General features: G+C 56.4%; 17 protein-coding genes. 3 read left to right on the top strand and 14 right to left on the bottom strand.

Annotated features, from left to right (window positions below):
- The first annotated feature begins 288 nt into the window (after positions 1-288).
- The 3 genes from RRF56_RS11705 to mreD are packed head-to-tail and all read left to right on the top strand — an operon-like array spanning position 289 to position 2,747.
- Positions 289-1,320 carry a rod shape-determining protein gene (locus RRF56_RS11705; RefSeq protein ID WP_317037820.1) on the top strand — a complete coding sequence of 344 codons (1,032 nt, stop codon included), beginning with the start codon at positions 289-291 and terminating at the stop codon, positions 1,318-1,320.
- A 33-nt stretch (positions 1,321-1,353) separates the two neighbouring features.
- Complete coding sequence (gene mreC / locus RRF56_RS11710; RefSeq protein WP_317037821.1) at positions 1,354-2,178, top strand: rod shape-determining protein MreC; 825 nt, start codon at positions 1,354-1,356, stop codon at positions 2,176-2,178.
- A complete protein-coding gene (gene mreD, locus RRF56_RS11715) occupies positions 2,175-2,747 on the top strand; it encodes a rod shape-determining protein MreD (RefSeq protein ID WP_317037822.1) in 573 nt (190 codons plus the stop codon). The genes mreC and mreD overlap by 4 nt, the downstream gene beginning before the upstream one ends.
- A gap of 48 nt (positions 2,748-2,795) precedes the next feature.
- Here the strand turns inward: mreD and RRF56_RS11720 are convergent, their stop codons facing one another.
- The 14 genes from RRF56_RS11720 to pyrH form a co-directional block, all read right to left on the bottom strand.
- The gene (locus RRF56_RS11720) at positions 2,796-3,533 is read right to left on the bottom strand and encodes an HAD family hydrolase (RefSeq protein WP_317037823.1); all 738 of its coding nucleotides are present in this window, start codon (positions 3,531-3,533) and stop codon (positions 2,796-2,798) included.
- A 194-nt stretch (positions 3,534-3,727) separates the two neighbouring features.
- The gene (gene dtd, locus RRF56_RS11725) at positions 3,728-4,207 is read right to left on the bottom strand and encodes a D-aminoacyl-tRNA deacylase (protein ID WP_317037824.1); all 480 of its coding nucleotides are present in this window, start codon (positions 4,205-4,207) and stop codon (positions 3,728-3,730) included.
- Positions 4,195-4,695: a diadenosine tetraphosphate hydrolase gene (locus RRF56_RS11730; RefSeq protein ID WP_317037825.1), complete on the bottom strand. Its 501-nt coding sequence runs from the start codon at positions 4,693-4,695 to the stop codon at positions 4,195-4,197. Before RRF56_RS11730 ends, dtd begins: the two co-directional genes overlap by 13 nt.
- 233 nt (positions 4,696-4,928) lie before the next feature.
- Positions 4,929-5,351: a ubiquinol-cytochrome c reductase iron-sulfur subunit gene (locus RRF56_RS11735; RefSeq protein ID WP_317037826.1), complete on the bottom strand. Its 423-nt coding sequence runs from the start codon at positions 5,349-5,351 to the stop codon at positions 4,929-4,931.
- 39 nt (positions 5,352-5,390) lie between these two features.
- On the bottom strand, positions 5,391-6,572 hold the full coding sequence (locus RRF56_RS11740; RefSeq protein WP_317037827.1) for a GTP-binding protein: 1,182 nt from the start codon (positions 6,570-6,572) through the stop codon (positions 5,391-5,393).
- A gap of 73 nt (positions 6,573-6,645) precedes the next feature.
- A complete protein-coding gene (locus tag RRF56_RS11745; RefSeq protein WP_317037828.1) occupies positions 6,646-7,215 on the bottom strand; it encodes a DUF4334 domain-containing protein in 570 nt (189 codons plus the stop codon).
- Positions 7,216-7,262: 47 nt separating this feature from the next.
- Positions 7,263-7,979 carry a GDSL-type esterase/lipase family protein gene (locus tag RRF56_RS11750; RefSeq protein WP_317037829.1) on the bottom strand — a complete coding sequence of 239 codons (717 nt, stop codon included), beginning with the start codon at positions 7,977-7,979 and terminating at the stop codon, positions 7,263-7,265.
- 190 nt (positions 7,980-8,169) lie between these two features.
- Complete coding sequence (locus RRF56_RS11755) at positions 8,170-8,733, bottom strand: dihydrofolate reductase family protein (protein WP_317037830.1); 564 nt, start codon at positions 8,731-8,733, stop codon at positions 8,170-8,172.
- A gap of 39 nt (positions 8,734-8,772) precedes the next feature.
- A complete protein-coding gene (locus RRF56_RS11760) occupies positions 8,773-10,014 on the bottom strand; it encodes an NAD(P)/FAD-dependent oxidoreductase (protein ID WP_410510596.1) in 1,242 nt (413 codons plus the stop codon).
- Positions 10,014-10,673, bottom strand: coding sequence for a MotA/TolQ/ExbB proton channel family protein (locus tag RRF56_RS11765; protein ID WP_317037832.1), 660 nt, complete (start codon positions 10,671-10,673; stop codon positions 10,014-10,016). The genes RRF56_RS11760 and RRF56_RS11765 overlap by 1 nt, the downstream gene beginning before the upstream one ends.
- Before the next feature lie 130 nt (positions 10,674-10,803).
- Positions 10,804-11,598 carry a DUF2993 domain-containing protein gene (locus tag RRF56_RS11770; protein ID WP_317037833.1) on the bottom strand — a complete coding sequence of 265 codons (795 nt, stop codon included), beginning with the start codon at positions 11,596-11,598 and terminating at the stop codon, positions 10,804-10,806.
- 117 nt (positions 11,599-11,715) lie between these two features.
- Positions 11,716-12,612 carry a 3-deoxy-7-phosphoheptulonate synthase gene (gene aroF / locus RRF56_RS11775; RefSeq protein ID WP_317037834.1) on the bottom strand — a complete coding sequence of 299 codons (897 nt, stop codon included), beginning with the start codon at positions 12,610-12,612 and terminating at the stop codon, positions 11,716-11,718.
- 592 nt (positions 12,613-13,204) lie between these two features.
- Positions 13,205-13,765, bottom strand: a complete 561-nt coding sequence (gene frr, locus RRF56_RS11780) for a ribosome recycling factor (RefSeq protein WP_317037835.1) — start codon at positions 13,763-13,765, stop codon at positions 13,205-13,207.
- Positions 13,755-14,483: a UMP kinase gene (pyrH, locus tag RRF56_RS11785; protein ID WP_317037836.1), complete on the bottom strand. Its 729-nt coding sequence runs from the start codon at positions 14,481-14,483 to the stop codon at positions 13,755-13,757. The genes frr and pyrH overlap by 11 nt, the downstream gene beginning before the upstream one ends.
- Positions 14,484-14,515: the final 32 nt, after the last annotated feature.

Raw genomic sequence — 14,515 nt, forward strand, 5'->3', positions numbered from 1 at the left:
GCATTGTAGGCGAAACTTCCCCCCCTACGCCTGGAACCAATGGGAGATTAGACTCGTCATGGGGCAAGCTGTTGGCAGCCTCAACAAACAAGCGGCGACATCCTTAAAAATGCTTAAATTTCAAGGCCTACCATCAGCCAGTGTTTTTTTAGTAACTGATAAATATTCTTTTACTGGACGCCTTGATACGAAACGTAATAGAATCCACTTCGACATCAATGTTGGCCCCTCGGGTTCAACGTTGAAGTTGGTTTCCTGTCTTTTCATAGTGTAGGGGCGTTATTGCCTGTGGCTCTCTTCGACAGATTTTCACGCGATATGGGTATTGACCTCGGTACGGCCAATACCCTGGTGTACGTTTCTGGCAAAGGCGTGGTGCTGCAAGAACCCTCTGTGGTTGCCATTGATCAAGTCGAAAAGAAGCCCCTGGCGGTCGGAGAAGAAGCTAAGCGCATGCTGGGTCGTACCCCTGGCAACGTCTTAGCGCTGCGACCCCTGCGGGATGGTGTAATTGCTGACTTTGACACCGCTGAGCTGATGCTCAAACACTTTATTCGTCAGGTACATGAGGGCCGCACCCTGGTGTCGCCCCGAATTGTCATTGGCATTCCCAGCGGTGTCACTGGCGTTGAGCGTCGAGCAGTGATGGATGCGGCTCAGCAAGCAGGCGCGCGCACAGTCTATTTAATTGATGAACCGGTGGCGGCAGCGATCGGAGCGGGTCTGCCGGTAGCTGAGCCCACCGGCAACATGATCGTCGACATTGGCGGCGGCACCACTGAGGTGGCGGTACTGAGCTTACAGGGCACTGTGCTGAGCGAGTCGGTGCGGGTGGCGGGCGATGAGCTGAGCGATGCCATCTCTAGCTACATGAAAAAGGTGCATAACTTGGTAGTCGGTGAGCGCACTGCCGAAGAAATCAAAATCAACATTGGCTCGGCCTACCCTAACCCCGACGATCACGAGATTGCCATGGATGTGAGGGGTCTGCATCTGCTGTCGGGTCTGCCCCGTACTGTTACCGTAAAGAGTGCTGAAATTCGTGAAAGCATGGCCGAGCCGCTGTCGGTCATTGTAGAAGCGGTGAAGCGTACCCTAGAGCGCACCCCACCCGAACTGGCTGCCGACATTATCGATCGCGGCATTATGCTGGCCGGGGGCGGCGCTTTGCTCAAGGGGCTCGACACCCTAATCAGTCACGAAACCGGCATCTTAGTGCATGTAGCGGCAGATCCATTGAGCTGCGTGGTGCTCGGTACCGGGCGAGTGCTAGAAAACTTTAGCCAAATGGGGCGAGTTTTCAGCGGGCGGAGCCTCTAGGTCCGCGTTAGAGTCGTCATCTACCCCGAAAGTATGTTTGCTCTACGCCGCTGGTGGACACGTCATGCCCTCAAAGCGGGAATGGTCACTCTGGCCGTTTCCTCTGCTTGGCTATTGCGGGCCAGTGATGGGGCCTTGATCTACGAAGCCTATCACTGGATGACTCGGCCCTTGCAGCCGGGATTAAGCCGTGAACAGCAGTTTGAAAATAGCTATATTCTTGAGCTTCAGCAACGCATTGTGGAGCTAGAGAATCAAAACCGCGCCCTCCAAACTCTCGATGCCTACGAAGGCACCATTACCACCGAGGGCATTCGCGCTACGGTAATTGGTCGGGGGGCCGACCACTGGTGGCAGCATGTCATTCTCAATCGGGGCACGCGCAGTGGTGTGGCTGTGGGCCATGTAGTGACCGGCCCGGGTGGTCTAGTGGGTCGGGTGGTCGCGGTGTCGCCCAGCACCTCACGGGTGTTGTTGGTGAGTGACCCTACTAGCCGGGTGGGTGCGAAGGTAAGCCGCAGCCGCGCCATGGGCGTGGTGCGAGGGCAGTCTAACAACCGGGTGGTAATGGAGTTTTTTGAAAAGCTGCCTGACATCAACACGGGCGATGTGATCGTTACGTCTTCCTATAGTCGTCTGTTCCCCCGCGATATTCCCATCGGGCGGATTGAATCGATTGATCTAACCAAAAGCCCTGCTCCAGAGGCGGTGATTCAGCTATCGTCGCCGCTGCCGGTGCTGGAATGGGCCATTATTCATCCGTTTGAACCTCAAGAGACCGTTGACGATCCGGTGCTACCTGGGGCCAACCCAGAGAACGGGGCAGTACCGGATGACAACGCTGGGTCAGGGTTATGACCCAGGGTCTGCGGGTAGCATCGCTGCCGCTATGGCGGCGGCCTTGGGTAATTAATAGCGCTGTCACGGCGGCTTCGGTGGGGGCTTGCCTGCTGCTGCTGCCTAGCCGGATTCCGGGGATGCAGCTGCTAGGAGTGACGCCCCACTGGCTGCTGATCTGGGTAGTTGCCTGGAGCATTAAACGAACTCAATGGGAAGCTGCGATCGCAGGGCTAGTGCTAGGGCTGCTGCAAGATGCCATGACGTCTCCCGACCCGACCCACACCCTCAGCCTGATTGTGGTCGGCGTGTTGACGGCCCGGCTGCAAAAGCAGCGCTACCTGCAAGAAGACATCGTATCGGTAGCGCTAATTGTCTTTGCGATGGCGGTGATTGCTGAAACGGTGCTGGCGCTGCAAATTAGCTTTCACCAGCTCATATCGACCACGTCTCTCTACCCACCCCTGGGCAAAATCTGGCTCTACCACCAGCGCATCGCCCTTAGCTCGGCTATTTTAAGCAGCTTGTGGGCACCGGCCCTCTACTATCCGCTTAACCGCTGGTGGGATCGCTACCCGTCTGACGGGTAGAAGTCTGGCAAGTAGCGATCGCAACGAGAGCACCCCTAGCGTCAGTGTCTAGAGACGGTGTCGGTTTAAGGTCGATCGCCGCTGTAGCATCTGGCAGGCCGTCCACAGGTTAGGGATTAGGTGGGTAGGGCGAAACCCCTGGAGATAGGTGTTGCTGCGAATGCCGCAGGTCACGGCAACGGTATCGAGTCCGAGGGTTTGACCCGCCATAATGTCGGCTTCGGTGTCGCCAATCATCCACGACTGGCTGAGGTCGTAGCCCTGGCGCTGCTGGGTGGCGATCGCCGCTTGCAAGCGCTCAATTTTGTGACTAGCCTGGTTTTGGTAGGCGGCTTCTACCTCAGGCATGCCGTATAAGTCACTGATTGCCCAGCCGAGATCGTGCTGGTCTAGAAACCGCATCACCTGGTTGGGGGGCCGCAACGTAACCAGTACCACCCGCACCCCACACTGGTGCAAAATATCTAGGCCTTCACGGGCCTGCACCTGTACCTGATCGTGATCGAGTAGGGTGGCGTGATTGACGATGCGGCTCACCTGGCTGAGAAAGCTGTCAATATGATGACCTTCGAGACCCGACCAATGGGCAATTTGGCGATCGGGCACGCGGTTTTGTTTAAAGGTCCAAAACTGGGACTTAGAGAGGTAACGCACGGTCAAATTGTCGCCTTGAGCTGTAGCCAGGGCTTGAACCCAAGCTAGCCCCTGGCGATAGGTGGCGTAGTAGCGCTCAGAGACATCGGCTATGGGGCCGTCAAAGTCGCAAAAGATTGTAGTTGCGGACATGGGCTACAGAAACTCCTCACCGTTAGGGCGACCTGGTGCATACCACCAACTGACACCTTGTATAAGCTTTGTTAATGGTTTCTTTACAAACCTCAAAGCTCATTTACTGTAGCAACCTCCATTCAAAATGGCTACTGGGTATCCCCTTAGTCTTCGCTTCACGGTGATACTCCGTTGAATGAAAAAGCTCGCCTTCAAGCGGGGGCATCGCGATCCAAAATCAGTGTTACAGGGCCATCGTTGTGAATCTCGACCTGCATCGTCGCTCCAAATTGGCCAGTTTCGACGCACAGACCGCTGTCTCGTAGCAATGCCACAAACGCGTTGTACAGAGCCTCGGCCTGGGCTGGAGGGGCTGCCCCCTCAAACGAGGGACGGCGACCCTTACGACAGTCGCCGTAGAGGGTAAACTGGCTGACCACCAAAATGTCGCCCCCAATTGTTTGTACAGAGTGATCCCAGCGATCGCCCTCCTGGGCCGATCTTTGACCGTCGCTATCCAACGACGGAAACAACCGCAGATCTAGGCACTTGCGGGCCATCCAGGCCAATTCTGTGGTCGTGTCGGTGGGAGCAATACCCACCAGTAGCGTTAGCCCCCGGCCAATGCAGCCGACCACGTTGCCCCCTACGGTAACGCTGGAGGCCGTCACCCGCTGCACTACGACTCGCATGCTAGCTGCTGCGCAAATTTTTGCTGCCACACCGTTCGAATCTGCTCTGCGGCCTGAGCCATATCGGTGTCGCTAGGAGCCTTGCCCAGGGTGCGAAACACCTGGAGTTCGAGGCCCTTTAGGCCCAGTTCTTGAGGATGTTGCCCATCCGGGTAGCGGGGTTGCAGCACAAAGTGAACATGGTAGGGTGGCTGGTCAACCCAGAGGCTGACGTAAACCCGCTCGGCCCCCATAGCCAGGGCGATCGCCTCCGACATCTGCTGCAAAAAAGGTCCCATAGAGGCCGATTCAGCCTCAGAGAGATCCCAGAGGTTTTCACGATGGGCACGGGTTTTGACAACTACCGACCCCAGCCCGTAAGGGCCAACGCAGTGGTCAGCCACCCACCACGAGTTTTCGGCAATGGTGCCGCCGGGTACGGTCTCTTTCCCGGCCAAAATTTGACAGGCTAAACAATCGGGATGGAGTTGGCTGCCGGGGTCGGTCATTGGGCCAAGGGGGTTACCGAATAGGAGAAGGGTTTAGAGGCGAGGCGTTAGGGCTTCAGACTGGAGGAATGCGCTCACGGTTGTGCTCTCAGCCTTTAGAGAGTGTTTGAAAAGTGATTTGCTGTCACTTTAGTCACCTGCCGCCCCCCTGCCCCCTTTCTAAGGGGGATTTAAGGGGATCGTCACTTTGGCGACAAGAAACAGGACTTTTCAAACGTCCTCTTAATCCTGTCTCAAAGTCTCACCAAAACCTGTTCGCCGTCAATGGTGGCCTCAAAGCGGGTCAGGGGCCGTTGCGGCGGGCCAGAAACGACGCTGCCGTCGGGGTTAAACCGCCCACCGTGGCAGGGACAGGCAAACAGCCCTTGGGCATTATCCCAGGGCACAGTGCAGCCAGAGTGGGTACAGACAGCGCTGACCGCAATGACTGACTCTGGTGCGCTAGGGTCGCGAATCACGGCCAGGTTGTTGCCCTGGATATTTTGGCTAGCCAAAACACCGGCGGCGTCTAGGTCAGCCACGGTGCCTACAGCCACTAGCTCCCCCTCGGTAGCTGCCGGGGGGGATGAATCAGACTGGCAAGCTGCGATCGCCACCGGCAACGAACTGGCCAGCAGCCCCAGCCCCAGCCGATTAATAAATACTCGACGCTTCATAGTGATGAATTTTCCTGTGCTGCAATGCCTTTACCTGTCCTATTTGCCAAACCCCAGACCTCGACTGGCCGAGGGGAGGCACAGGCAGTCGTTAAGCTGCTGCCGCAGGGTGTCGTGGTCCAGCCCCTGACCAATTAGCACCAGTTGGTTCTTGGGTTCACCTTTCCAATCGTCGTCATCGAGCGAGAAGCGCTTGCCGCTGAGGTGAAAAATGTGGCGCTTGGGGCTTTCGTCGAACCAGAGAATACCCTTGGCCCGAAACACTGACTCGGGCAGCAGGTTATCTAGAAAGTTCTGAAATTTACGAATGGCAAAGGGGCGATCGCTAGCAAAGGACAGCGACGTAAACCCATCAATGGCCAGGTGGTCAGAGTGGTGCCCGTGGGCATGGTGATCATGATCGTGGTCATGCTCACAGTGGCCGTGGTCGTGGTCGCAATTGGCGTGGTCGTGGGCCTCGTGGTCGTGGGCCTCGTGGCCATGGGCAGCATGATCGTGGTGATCGTGCCCGTGATGGTCGTGGTCGTGGTCGTCTTTGGCGCGATCGCTCCCAAAATATTTGTCTGACTCAAACAAGCCCACGCTGAGAATCAGCGGTAGCGGCACTTCAGACTTGGTGGTGCGCAAAATTCGCGCCCCTGCTTTGACATCGCGAATTTTGACTTCTAGCAGGTCAAGATCGGCATTGTCGACCAGGTCGGCTTTGTTGAGCAAAATGATATCGCCGTAGGCAATCTGGTTGTGGGCGGCCTGGCTATTAAACAGATCCAAACTGTAATTTTCGGCATCAACCACAGTGACAATCGAGTCAAGCCGGGTCATATCGCGCAACTCGGTGCCCAAAAACGTCAGGGCGATAGGCAGGGGGTCGGCCAGACCGGTGGTTTCGACCACCAGGTAGTCGATTTTGTCCTGGCGCTCCAGCACTTTGTACACCGCTTCCATCAGGTCGTTGTTGATGGTGCAGCAGATGCAGCCGTTGCTGAGTTCGACCATCGTGTCGTCGCTGTTGTCGGTGGCGATCAGCAGGTCGTTATCAATGCCGATTTCGCCAAACTCGTTCACCAGCACAGCGGTCTTGAGCCCTTCCTGGTTGGCCAAAATGTGGTTGAGCAGGGTGGTTTTGCCGCTGCCCAAAAAGCCGGTAATGATCGTGACGGGCAGACCGTGTTTGGTGTCATCCATAGCCTGGGGCTGGATGGGGGGCGCAGCGGTAGACATGGGTGATCTTTAAACGCAAGGACATTTTCCATACTAGCGAATCAAGAGTCGTGGCGCTCAGGGTTGGGATTGTTTAGGAAAAGGCGCGATCGCCCCCTAAGGCAGCAGCCTCCCGCCGCAACACAAAAAAGAACGGTTGTGCCATGCCTTTGAGATCCATCAGACCCAGCACCGTCTGTTCGTCTACCCGACGAAAAATATCGTTGATGGGCAGGCTGTCATAAACCATGGTGGCGCTCTCTTTGCCCCGGTAATGGGTCAGCCGCAGCCGCGCGCAGGACTGCTGAGTCGAAAACAAACCCAACGCCCGCTGAAAGATACGTCCCACCCCCTCCGACTTGGGAATGGGCACTCGCTCTATCCAGCCGAGGAGAGGTAAAGCCCAGAGGGGGTTAACGCTGGTCGTACCGCCCGTGGCGGTAGTAAACACCAGCGGGTGCACATGTTCCGGATGCTCAAAGCGTTTGCCACGCCAATGGTAGGTTTCTAGCGCCCCATCTAGGGGGTGGGCAGTGGGGAAGCCTGAGCCTTGCCAAGCGCCCAGCATAAAATCGACCTCAACCGTATCCAGCCCATCAAAAATCGCTAAAGCCTCAGCTGTTGTTACCTGACCAATACCAATAGCGTCAGAAAATGTTTTCACGCTTATAAGCCACGATAGGAGTGCTCAATCATTCTGTAACTCTGCTTTTAATTTTGCGGCTGATTGAGCAAAGCAGGGGGCAGTATGGCCTCCTCCAAAAGCGGCTGCAACCCTACCGCAACCCGATTGGCTAAAATTTCGTGCCCGGCTTGGTTAGGATGAATTCGATCATACAAATAACGAGGGTCATTTAAGCCTTCTAACACCTCAGGAATGAGATAGGCCTGGGTGTCATTGGCTACCCGCTGATATAGCCCTTCATAATTGCCGTTAAAGGGGCTGACATCCATACCCAAAAGCACCACTATGACCCCAGCTTGTTGCAGGCGGGTGACAATTTGCCGTAGGGTCTCTTCTGTTTGGGCGGGCGGCACCTGGGTGAGATAGTCGTTGCCGCCTAAACCCACAATCACCAACCAAGGGTCTGCATCGATTACATCTTGCTGCAAACGATTCAGAGCTGTTGCGGTGGTGTCGCCACCCCTGCCTCGGTTAACCACGGGCAAATTTAAGGCTTGGCTGAGTAAATTTGGGTAAGCGGCCTCGAGGCCAACTCCTGCCCCCGCCGTAATACTGTCGCCCAGAGCGATGATTTGCTCGCCGCTGCCTCGGCGCAGGTTATTGACATCTTCGCTCAGCGTTTCGCTAGCACGACTGGTACCAGGCTGGTCAATGGCTGGCTCTTGGGAAAGATTACACGCTGACAAAAGCAGTAAGCCGCCAAAGCTCAAACTCATCAACCAGGTTTTAGATAGCTTACTCATTAAAACAATTCAGGCTGTCTAATTACACCATAGTGCTTTTGAAATAAGTGGGGGGGATTAACAATGAGGATCAGCCTGGATTATGCTCATCTATCTGATGAGCTATGCCATTGAGTAGACCTGCCACTTATTCACTCTTTTCTTTGATGGCGACACCCATGATTTTTCATGACAAAAGCAGGATATACCCTCAATTCACACCGCCTTTATCGACTTCGTAACGTAACTCAGCCATGCCAGCCCCCATCTGATTAACAGACATTAAGCGCAGAACTGGGCTTAACACTCGGCGAGGGAATAGAGGCTTACCCTTACCGAGAGTGGCTGAGCCAACCTGGACGATCAGTTCGTCTAGTAAACCAGCATCGTAGAATTGACCAGCCAAATCTCCGCCTCCAACTATCCAGATGTTTTTGGTACCAGCAGCAACTCGCATTTCACTGTGGGCATGGTGTACATCTCCATTGACGAATCGGATGTTCGCACCTTCAATTTTTGTCAGCTTTCGACTAGAGAATATCCAGGCTGGCTGATTGTATGGCCAAGCCAAGCCAGTCTCAGTAATAACCTTTTGGGCATTGCGTAGCATCCACTCGTAGGTTGCCGATCCCATTGCCAATGCACCCACCTCTGAAATGAACTCTGAATAGCTGGAGTCATTCAAGTCACCCAGCGGAAATAGCCAATCTAGTGAGTCATTCTCAGTCGCAATGAAGCCATCAAGGCTTGTCGCTGTAAAGTACTGAGTTTTCATTTTTGTATGCAACTCCCAAATATGACTTCAAGCGCCTAACTATGCCAGGGCAGCGGCGATCGCATTCCCCGCCAGCCAGCCCGTGGTCCAGGCACTTTGAAAGTTGAACCCGCCCGTCACCCCGTCGATATTGAGCACTTCTCCCGCCAGGTATAGCCCTGGGCGGCAGCGACTCTCCAGGGTTTTGAAGTTGACCTCGGGCAGAGGTATGCCGCCACAGGTGACAAACTCGTCTTTAAACACCCCTTTGCCCGCCACGGTGTAGGCTCCCCGAGTCAGCTCTGTGATCAGCGCTTGCAGTTGTGCCTTAGACAGGTCGGCCCAGTTTAGGTCGGTGCGTAGGCCAACCCGGTGCTGCACCAGGTACTGCCACAGCCGCCGCGATAGGGTCGGAAACGGCGAAAATGCTGCCACCTGGCGCTTACCCTGGTCTTGCTTAAGGCTCAGCAGCTTTTGGCGCACCTGGTCTGGCTTGAGGGCGGGCAACCAATTCACCAGCAGGGTGGCTCGGTAGCGCTGTTTGTGCAGCCCCACCGCCCCATAGGCCGAAAGTTTGAGCACCGCCGGGCCGCTCAGGCCCCAGTGGGTGACCAGCAGCGGGCCGCTCTGGGTGAGGGCGGGGGAGTCTTCCAGCGCCAAACTTAGCTGTACGGTCTCGACCGAGACCCCGGCCAACTCCCGCAGGGCCGGGTCGGGGATGTTAAAGGTAAACAGCGAGGGTACCGGAGGTACCAGGTCGTGGCCCAGGCTGAGGGCCAGACGATAGCCGCCGGGGCTGCTGCCGGTAGCCAAGAGCAGCTTCTGGCAGTGCCACTCTTCCCCGGCGCGGGTGGTCAGGTCAAACCCATCGGCGGTGGGCTTGACCTGGGCGATCGCACAGCCGGTGTGAATCTTGATGCCCAGCCGCCGCGCTTCCCCCAGCAGGCAGTCGACGATGGTGCCCGAGTCGTCGGTGGTGGGAAACATGCGGCCATCGGCCTCAGTTTTGAGCGCCACCCCCCGCTGCTCAAACCACTGCACCGTATCGCGGGGCTGGAAACGACTAAAGGGGCCGCGCAGGGCGCGATCGCCCCTCGGATAGTGGCTCACCAGCAGGGCGGGGTCAAAGCAGGCGTGGGTAACATTGCAGCGCCCGCCCCCCGAGATTCTTACCTTGGCCAGGGCCTCGCGCCCCGCCTCGAAAATATGAATAGTAGCGGCAGGATAGGCCTCGGCGCAGGCGATCGCCCCAAATAGGCCAGCGGCTCCCGCCCCCGCTACAATCACCGTCGCGTTATAGATCACGGCTGATTCCCCGGCAAAAAGACCGTAGAGCTGAGCGAGCCCTGACGTTGGGCGCGGCGGTAAAGAATCTCCAGCTTGCCCCCCGCCGCTTGAATAAACGCCCGCTGGCGACGATAGAGCCCCTGAAACAGGTTGGCCAACAGTAGCGCCACCAGGGCCACCACCAGCCCCGCCGCCGTGGAAGTCAGCGCTTCACCTACCCCAGAGGTAACGCCGCTGGCGGCAGTGCCGCTGGTTTCGCCCAGGCGCAGGGTCGAGAATACCTGCATTAGACCCAGTACAGTACCCAGCAGCCCCAGCAGGGGGGCAATGCCAACTACCGTTTCAAACAGCGTCTGAAAGCGTTTCAGCAACGGCAACTCAGACTGAGCTGCACTTTCGAGGGCTAAACGAAATTCTTCAGGGGTGGCATCACCCAAGGTAAGGGCCGCCAGAAAAATCCGGGCAATGGGCAACTGCTGGTGCTGCTTAAGTTTTGCGATCGCCCGCTGGGGATTTTGGCTAAAGGTGCTGAGCACGTTGGGCACCAACCCCGACTGCTGACGCCCCAGCTGCAGCCAGAACCAGCCCCGCTCAACCGCTAACGCTAGAATGAGCAGCGAACACAGCAGCAGCGGCCCCATGACAACGCCCCCCGCCGTAAACCAGTTACCCATAGCCCAGATGCCTTAACCCAAGAACCCAACCATAATACTGGCCAAAGAAGGTATTGGGTTCGGGGTATCAGGTATCAGGTTTTAGGTATCAGGTTCTAGAGGCAACCCGACACCCGGCACCCATCCCAACTCACATCGTGCCGGGGAAATGGTCAATCTGGGCATAACCACTAAACACCAGCTGCTTGCCCTTGGTCTCTAGGCGATTGACCCGCAGCAGCACGCCGTCGAGGTTAAAACGCTCCAGATCAACCATCCGGTTCAGCACCTCCGCAAACCCGCGCGTCAGGGTGGCCGAGATCGAGGTCAAAGAGTCAGGAATGCCCTCGGGAGAAAATTCTGCATTGGCAAATATGATGCGCCGCCGCTTTTCTACTGTGACCTGAGCTAACAGTTGAATCGGCACGTCTTTGTGATTGGGTAAATCGGTCAGTGCCGTAATTTTCACCGCCTGCTCAGGCAGCAGGGTGATATTGATATCTCTGAAGGTAACTGGGTCGCCCCCAGAGAGAGAGGTCACGGCCTCATCGGTCACCCCTTCGAGATGCTGACGCACCAGGTCGGCTTCGAAGGCGCGGTTGATGGCGTCTTCTTGTAGCGTGACCTGGGCTACGGCCTGAGTGGGCTGGCGCAAGCGAATTTTGCCGCTGATCGCCGAGCCCACGTCAATCGACACCGCATCGGTTTCAAACATCATCTCGGCGGCCTCAAATTCTTTGCGAATCACGAGGCCGCGGCCTTCCATGCGGAAGCTATCGATAGTGCCCTGAAGAAGCTTGCTGGAGGGAGAGCAGCGCACCGCTACTTCCACAGCGTCGCTACGGCTAAACAAGTGCCGTAGCGACTGGGTAGCTACAGAGTTGATCATCCTTTCACCAAAGTCATTGGACCCTTTGGACTGAAACCCGGTAAAGCCACCGAACATAGAGGTTAGTACCAACCTTAATTCCCCCTATGTTGTAACAAAATATGAAGCCCAATGACAGCGGACATTGCTAATGCCATCCATTAGAGATACTGATACTCCTCTGAGGCGACCCGGTTAGGCGGCCAGGGCGATCGCCCCAAAAGGCTTCTCTGGCTCCGATCCTGGGGCCTTTTCTCCAGCGGCATCAGGGCCAAGGCGACGACCTAACGCTGCCGCAATGGGCTCCAGACTGCGGGCGAGGTTAACCATTTCTTCTAGAGTAAGGGCTTGGCGGGCATCTGACACAGACTCGTCGGGCACCGGATGGCACTCAACGATCAGACCGTCTGCTCCAGCGGCGATCGCAGCCCGAGCCAGGGCAGGCACCAGTTCACGCTTACCGGCGGCATGGCTAGGGTCTACCATCACCGGCAGGTGGGTGATCTGCTTGAGGGCCACCACGGCTGCGAGATCCAGCACATTGCGGGTATAGGGGTCAAAGCTGCGAATGCCCCGCTCACAGAGAATCACATTCGGGTTGCCGTGGCTAAGCACATATTCTGCCGCCATCACAAACTCCTCTAGGGTGGCCGCGAGCCCCCGCTTGAGCAGCACTGGCTTAGTGGCCTGCCCCAGAGCCTTCAGCAGGTCGAAGTTTTGCATGTTGCGGCTGCCCACCTGCAACACATCGACCTGGGCCGCCATCCTCTCAATCTGGTCAATGGCCATCACTTCTGAGATCACCGGCATCTGAAAACGACGACGCATATCGTCTAAAATTCGCAGCCCAGCATCCCCCATCCCCTGGAAGGCGTAGGGCGAGGTACGAGGCTTGAAAATTCCACCCCGCAAGGCCTGTACAGGCGAACTGGAGAGGTGGCAAGCGACCTGCTCCATTTGCTCAGCACTCTCGACGGCGCAGGGGCCACCGACAATCAGCAGGGTGTCGCCACCTACGGTAACGGTGTCGGTGAGCGCCACCACCGAACGGTGATCAGAATTGGATTTACGGGTCAAAGTAGCATCTTTCATTGCAATCAATCAGCCTCAAGTATGGGAGAACAGAACGGAACAGCAGTCATAAAAAAACCCGGAGCGGTTGGCTCCGGGTCAGGTAACGGGCATAGGAGAACCTAGCACCACACGCCTGACCCGGTGGTGTAAAAAAAGCCGTAGTACCAGTTAGGCAGGGGCCAGGAGGCAGTCGAGGAGGCCATGGTTAGCGATTCAAAAAACAACTCAAAAAACAAAACCGCAGAGGGTTAGCTCCGCGGTTCACTAGGTAGACAACACAAAAGGTGCTCACTGCCTGTGAACCGGGGGCTGCCACCAAAAATAAAAAGCTCTTGCGAGGGCGATCATCGCTGCGGATTAAATGAAACGTATTTGCAATCTAGCAGGGCTTAAGGGAAGCGTCAATTCGTAGACAGAGGATCAATTGCCCTTCTTGTAGGGATCAACTGCCCTCCTTCGAGGTCTACTGCTTATACAGGTCGGGGGTGCTAGGCGACAGCCCCTGAGGATCCCCCCTGCCCCCCCTTGAAAAGGGGGGAACCGACATCAAAGTCCCCCTTCTCAAGGGGGTTGGGGGGATCCTCGCGGGCAATCTAACTCTCCGCCGCCGTTACACGGTCATGATGTCTTTTTCCTTGGCGGCTAGGGCTTCGTCGAGCTTGGCGATGTATTTGTCGGTGAGCTTCTGAATTTCGTCCTGGGCATCGCGCGATTCGTCTTCAGAGATATCGCTGGCCTTTTCGAGTTTTTTAACGGCATCAATGCCGTTGCGCCGCTGGTTGCGAATAGAAACGCGCCCTTCTTCGGCTACTTTGCCCGCCGTTTTCACAAACTCTTTGCGGCGTTCACTGGTCAACGGCGGAATATTGAGACGAATCACCCGGCCATCGTTGTTGGGAGTGAGGCCCACATCTGACATGGAAATGGCTTTTTCGATGGTGGTCAGACTACTGGCGTCGTAGGGCTGAATCATCAGCGTGGTGGAGTCGGGGATGGAGATGTTGGCCATCTGCTTCAGGGGAGTTTGAGCGCCGTAGTAATCGATCTCGATGCGATCGAGCAGTGAAGAATTGGCCCGCCCCGTGCGAATGGTGTTGAAGTTGCGCTGGGTGGCTTCGATCGACTTCTGCATCTGGTCTTCGGTTTCGAGCAATATATCGTCAACTGACATCACAAGACTCTCCTACAATCGTGCCGATAGGTTCTCCGGTGAGCGCCCGCTTGATATTTCCGGGCACCGACAGGTCAAATACCATGATAGGGATGTTGTTGTCCTTACACAGGGCGATCGCCGTGCTATCCATCACTTTTAGGTCGTTCTGGAGCACGTGGCCATAGGTGAGGGTGCGGTAGCGCTTCGCCTCTGGATTCAGTTTAGGATCAGAATCGTAGACGCCGTCAACCTTAGTGGCTTTAAATACCACCTCGGCGTTAATTTCCGCTGCCCGCAGGGCCGCAGTGGTATCGGTGGTAAAGAACGGATTGCCGGAGCCTGCCCCAAAAATAACCACCCGGTTTTTTTCCAGGTGGCGAATGGCGCGGCGGCGAATGTAAGGCTCGGCGACCTCCTGCATGGCGATCGCCGTTTGCACCCGAGTCGGCACCCCCATGCGCTCTAGCGAGTCTTGCAGGGTCATGGCATTCATGACCGTGGCAATCATGCCGATGTAGTCGGCAGTGGCCCGATCCATGCCCGCTGCGGAACCCTTAATGCCGCGAAAGATGTTGCCTGCGCCAACCACAATGGCAATCTCAATACCGGCTTCGATCACCTCAGCGATCTCAGCCGCGATGGTTTCTACCACGTTCGGATCGATACCATAGTCCATATCGCCCATGAGGGCTTCACCGCTAAGTTTTAGCAGCACTCGCTTATAAGGTTTATCCATAGGAAGTTGGGGTGTAGTAAGGTCTAGAAGTC

The sequence above is a fragment of the Nodosilinea sp. E11 genome (assembly GCF_032813545.1).
GTDB lineage: Bacteria > Cyanobacteriota > Cyanobacteriia > Phormidesmidales > Phormidesmidaceae > Nodosilinea.

Bases quoted from the DNA above. Each gene is read 5' to 3' on its own strand.
- mreC (WP_317037821.1), top strand. From the start codon at position 1,354: ATGTTTGCTCTACGCCGCTGGTGGACACGTCATGCCCTCAAAGCGGGA.
- mreD (WP_317037822.1), top strand. From the start codon at position 2,175: ATGACCCAGGGTCTGCGGGTAGCATCGCTGCCGCTATGGCGGCGGCCT.
- RRF56_RS11720 (WP_317037823.1), bottom strand. From the start codon at position 3,533: ATGTCCGCAACTACAATCTTTTGCGACTTTGACGGCCCCATAGCCGAT.
- dtd (WP_317037824.1), bottom strand. From the start codon at position 4,207: ATGCGAGTCGTAGTGCAGCGGGTGACGGCCTCCAGCGTTACCGTAGGG.
- RRF56_RS11730 (WP_317037825.1), bottom strand. From the start codon at position 4,695: ATGACCGACCCCGGCAGCCAACTCCATCCCGATTGTTTAGCCTGTCAA.
- RRF56_RS11735 (WP_317037826.1), bottom strand. From the start codon at position 5,351: ATGAAGCGTCGAGTATTTATTAATCGGCTGGGGCTGGGGCTGCTGGCC.
- RRF56_RS11740 (WP_317037827.1), bottom strand. From the start codon at position 6,572: ATGTCTACCGCTGCGCCCCCCATCCAGCCCCAGGCTATGGATGACACC.
- RRF56_RS11750 (WP_317037829.1), bottom strand. From the start codon at position 7,979: ATGAGTAAGCTATCTAAAACCTGGTTGATGAGTTTGAGCTTTGGCGGC.
- RRF56_RS11755 (WP_317037830.1), bottom strand. From the start codon at position 8,733: ATGAAAACTCAGTACTTTACAGCGACAAGCCTTGATGGCTTCATTGCG.
- RRF56_RS11765 (WP_317037832.1), bottom strand. From the start codon at position 10,673: ATGGGTAACTGGTTTACGGCGGGGGGCGTTGTCATGGGGCCGCTGCTG.
- RRF56_RS11770 (WP_317037833.1), bottom strand. From the start codon at position 11,598: ATGTTCGGTGGCTTTACCGGGTTTCAGTCCAAAGGGTCCAATGACTTT.
- aroF (WP_317037834.1), bottom strand. From the start codon at position 12,612: ATGAAAGATGCTACTTTGACCCGTAAATCCAATTCTGATCACCGTTCG.
- frr (WP_317037835.1), bottom strand. From the start codon at position 13,765: ATGTCAGTTGACGATATATTGCTCGAAACCGAAGACCAGATGCAGAAG.
- pyrH (WP_317037836.1), bottom strand. From the start codon at position 14,483: ATGGATAAACCTTATAAGCGAGTGCTGCTAAAACTTAGCGGTGAAGCC.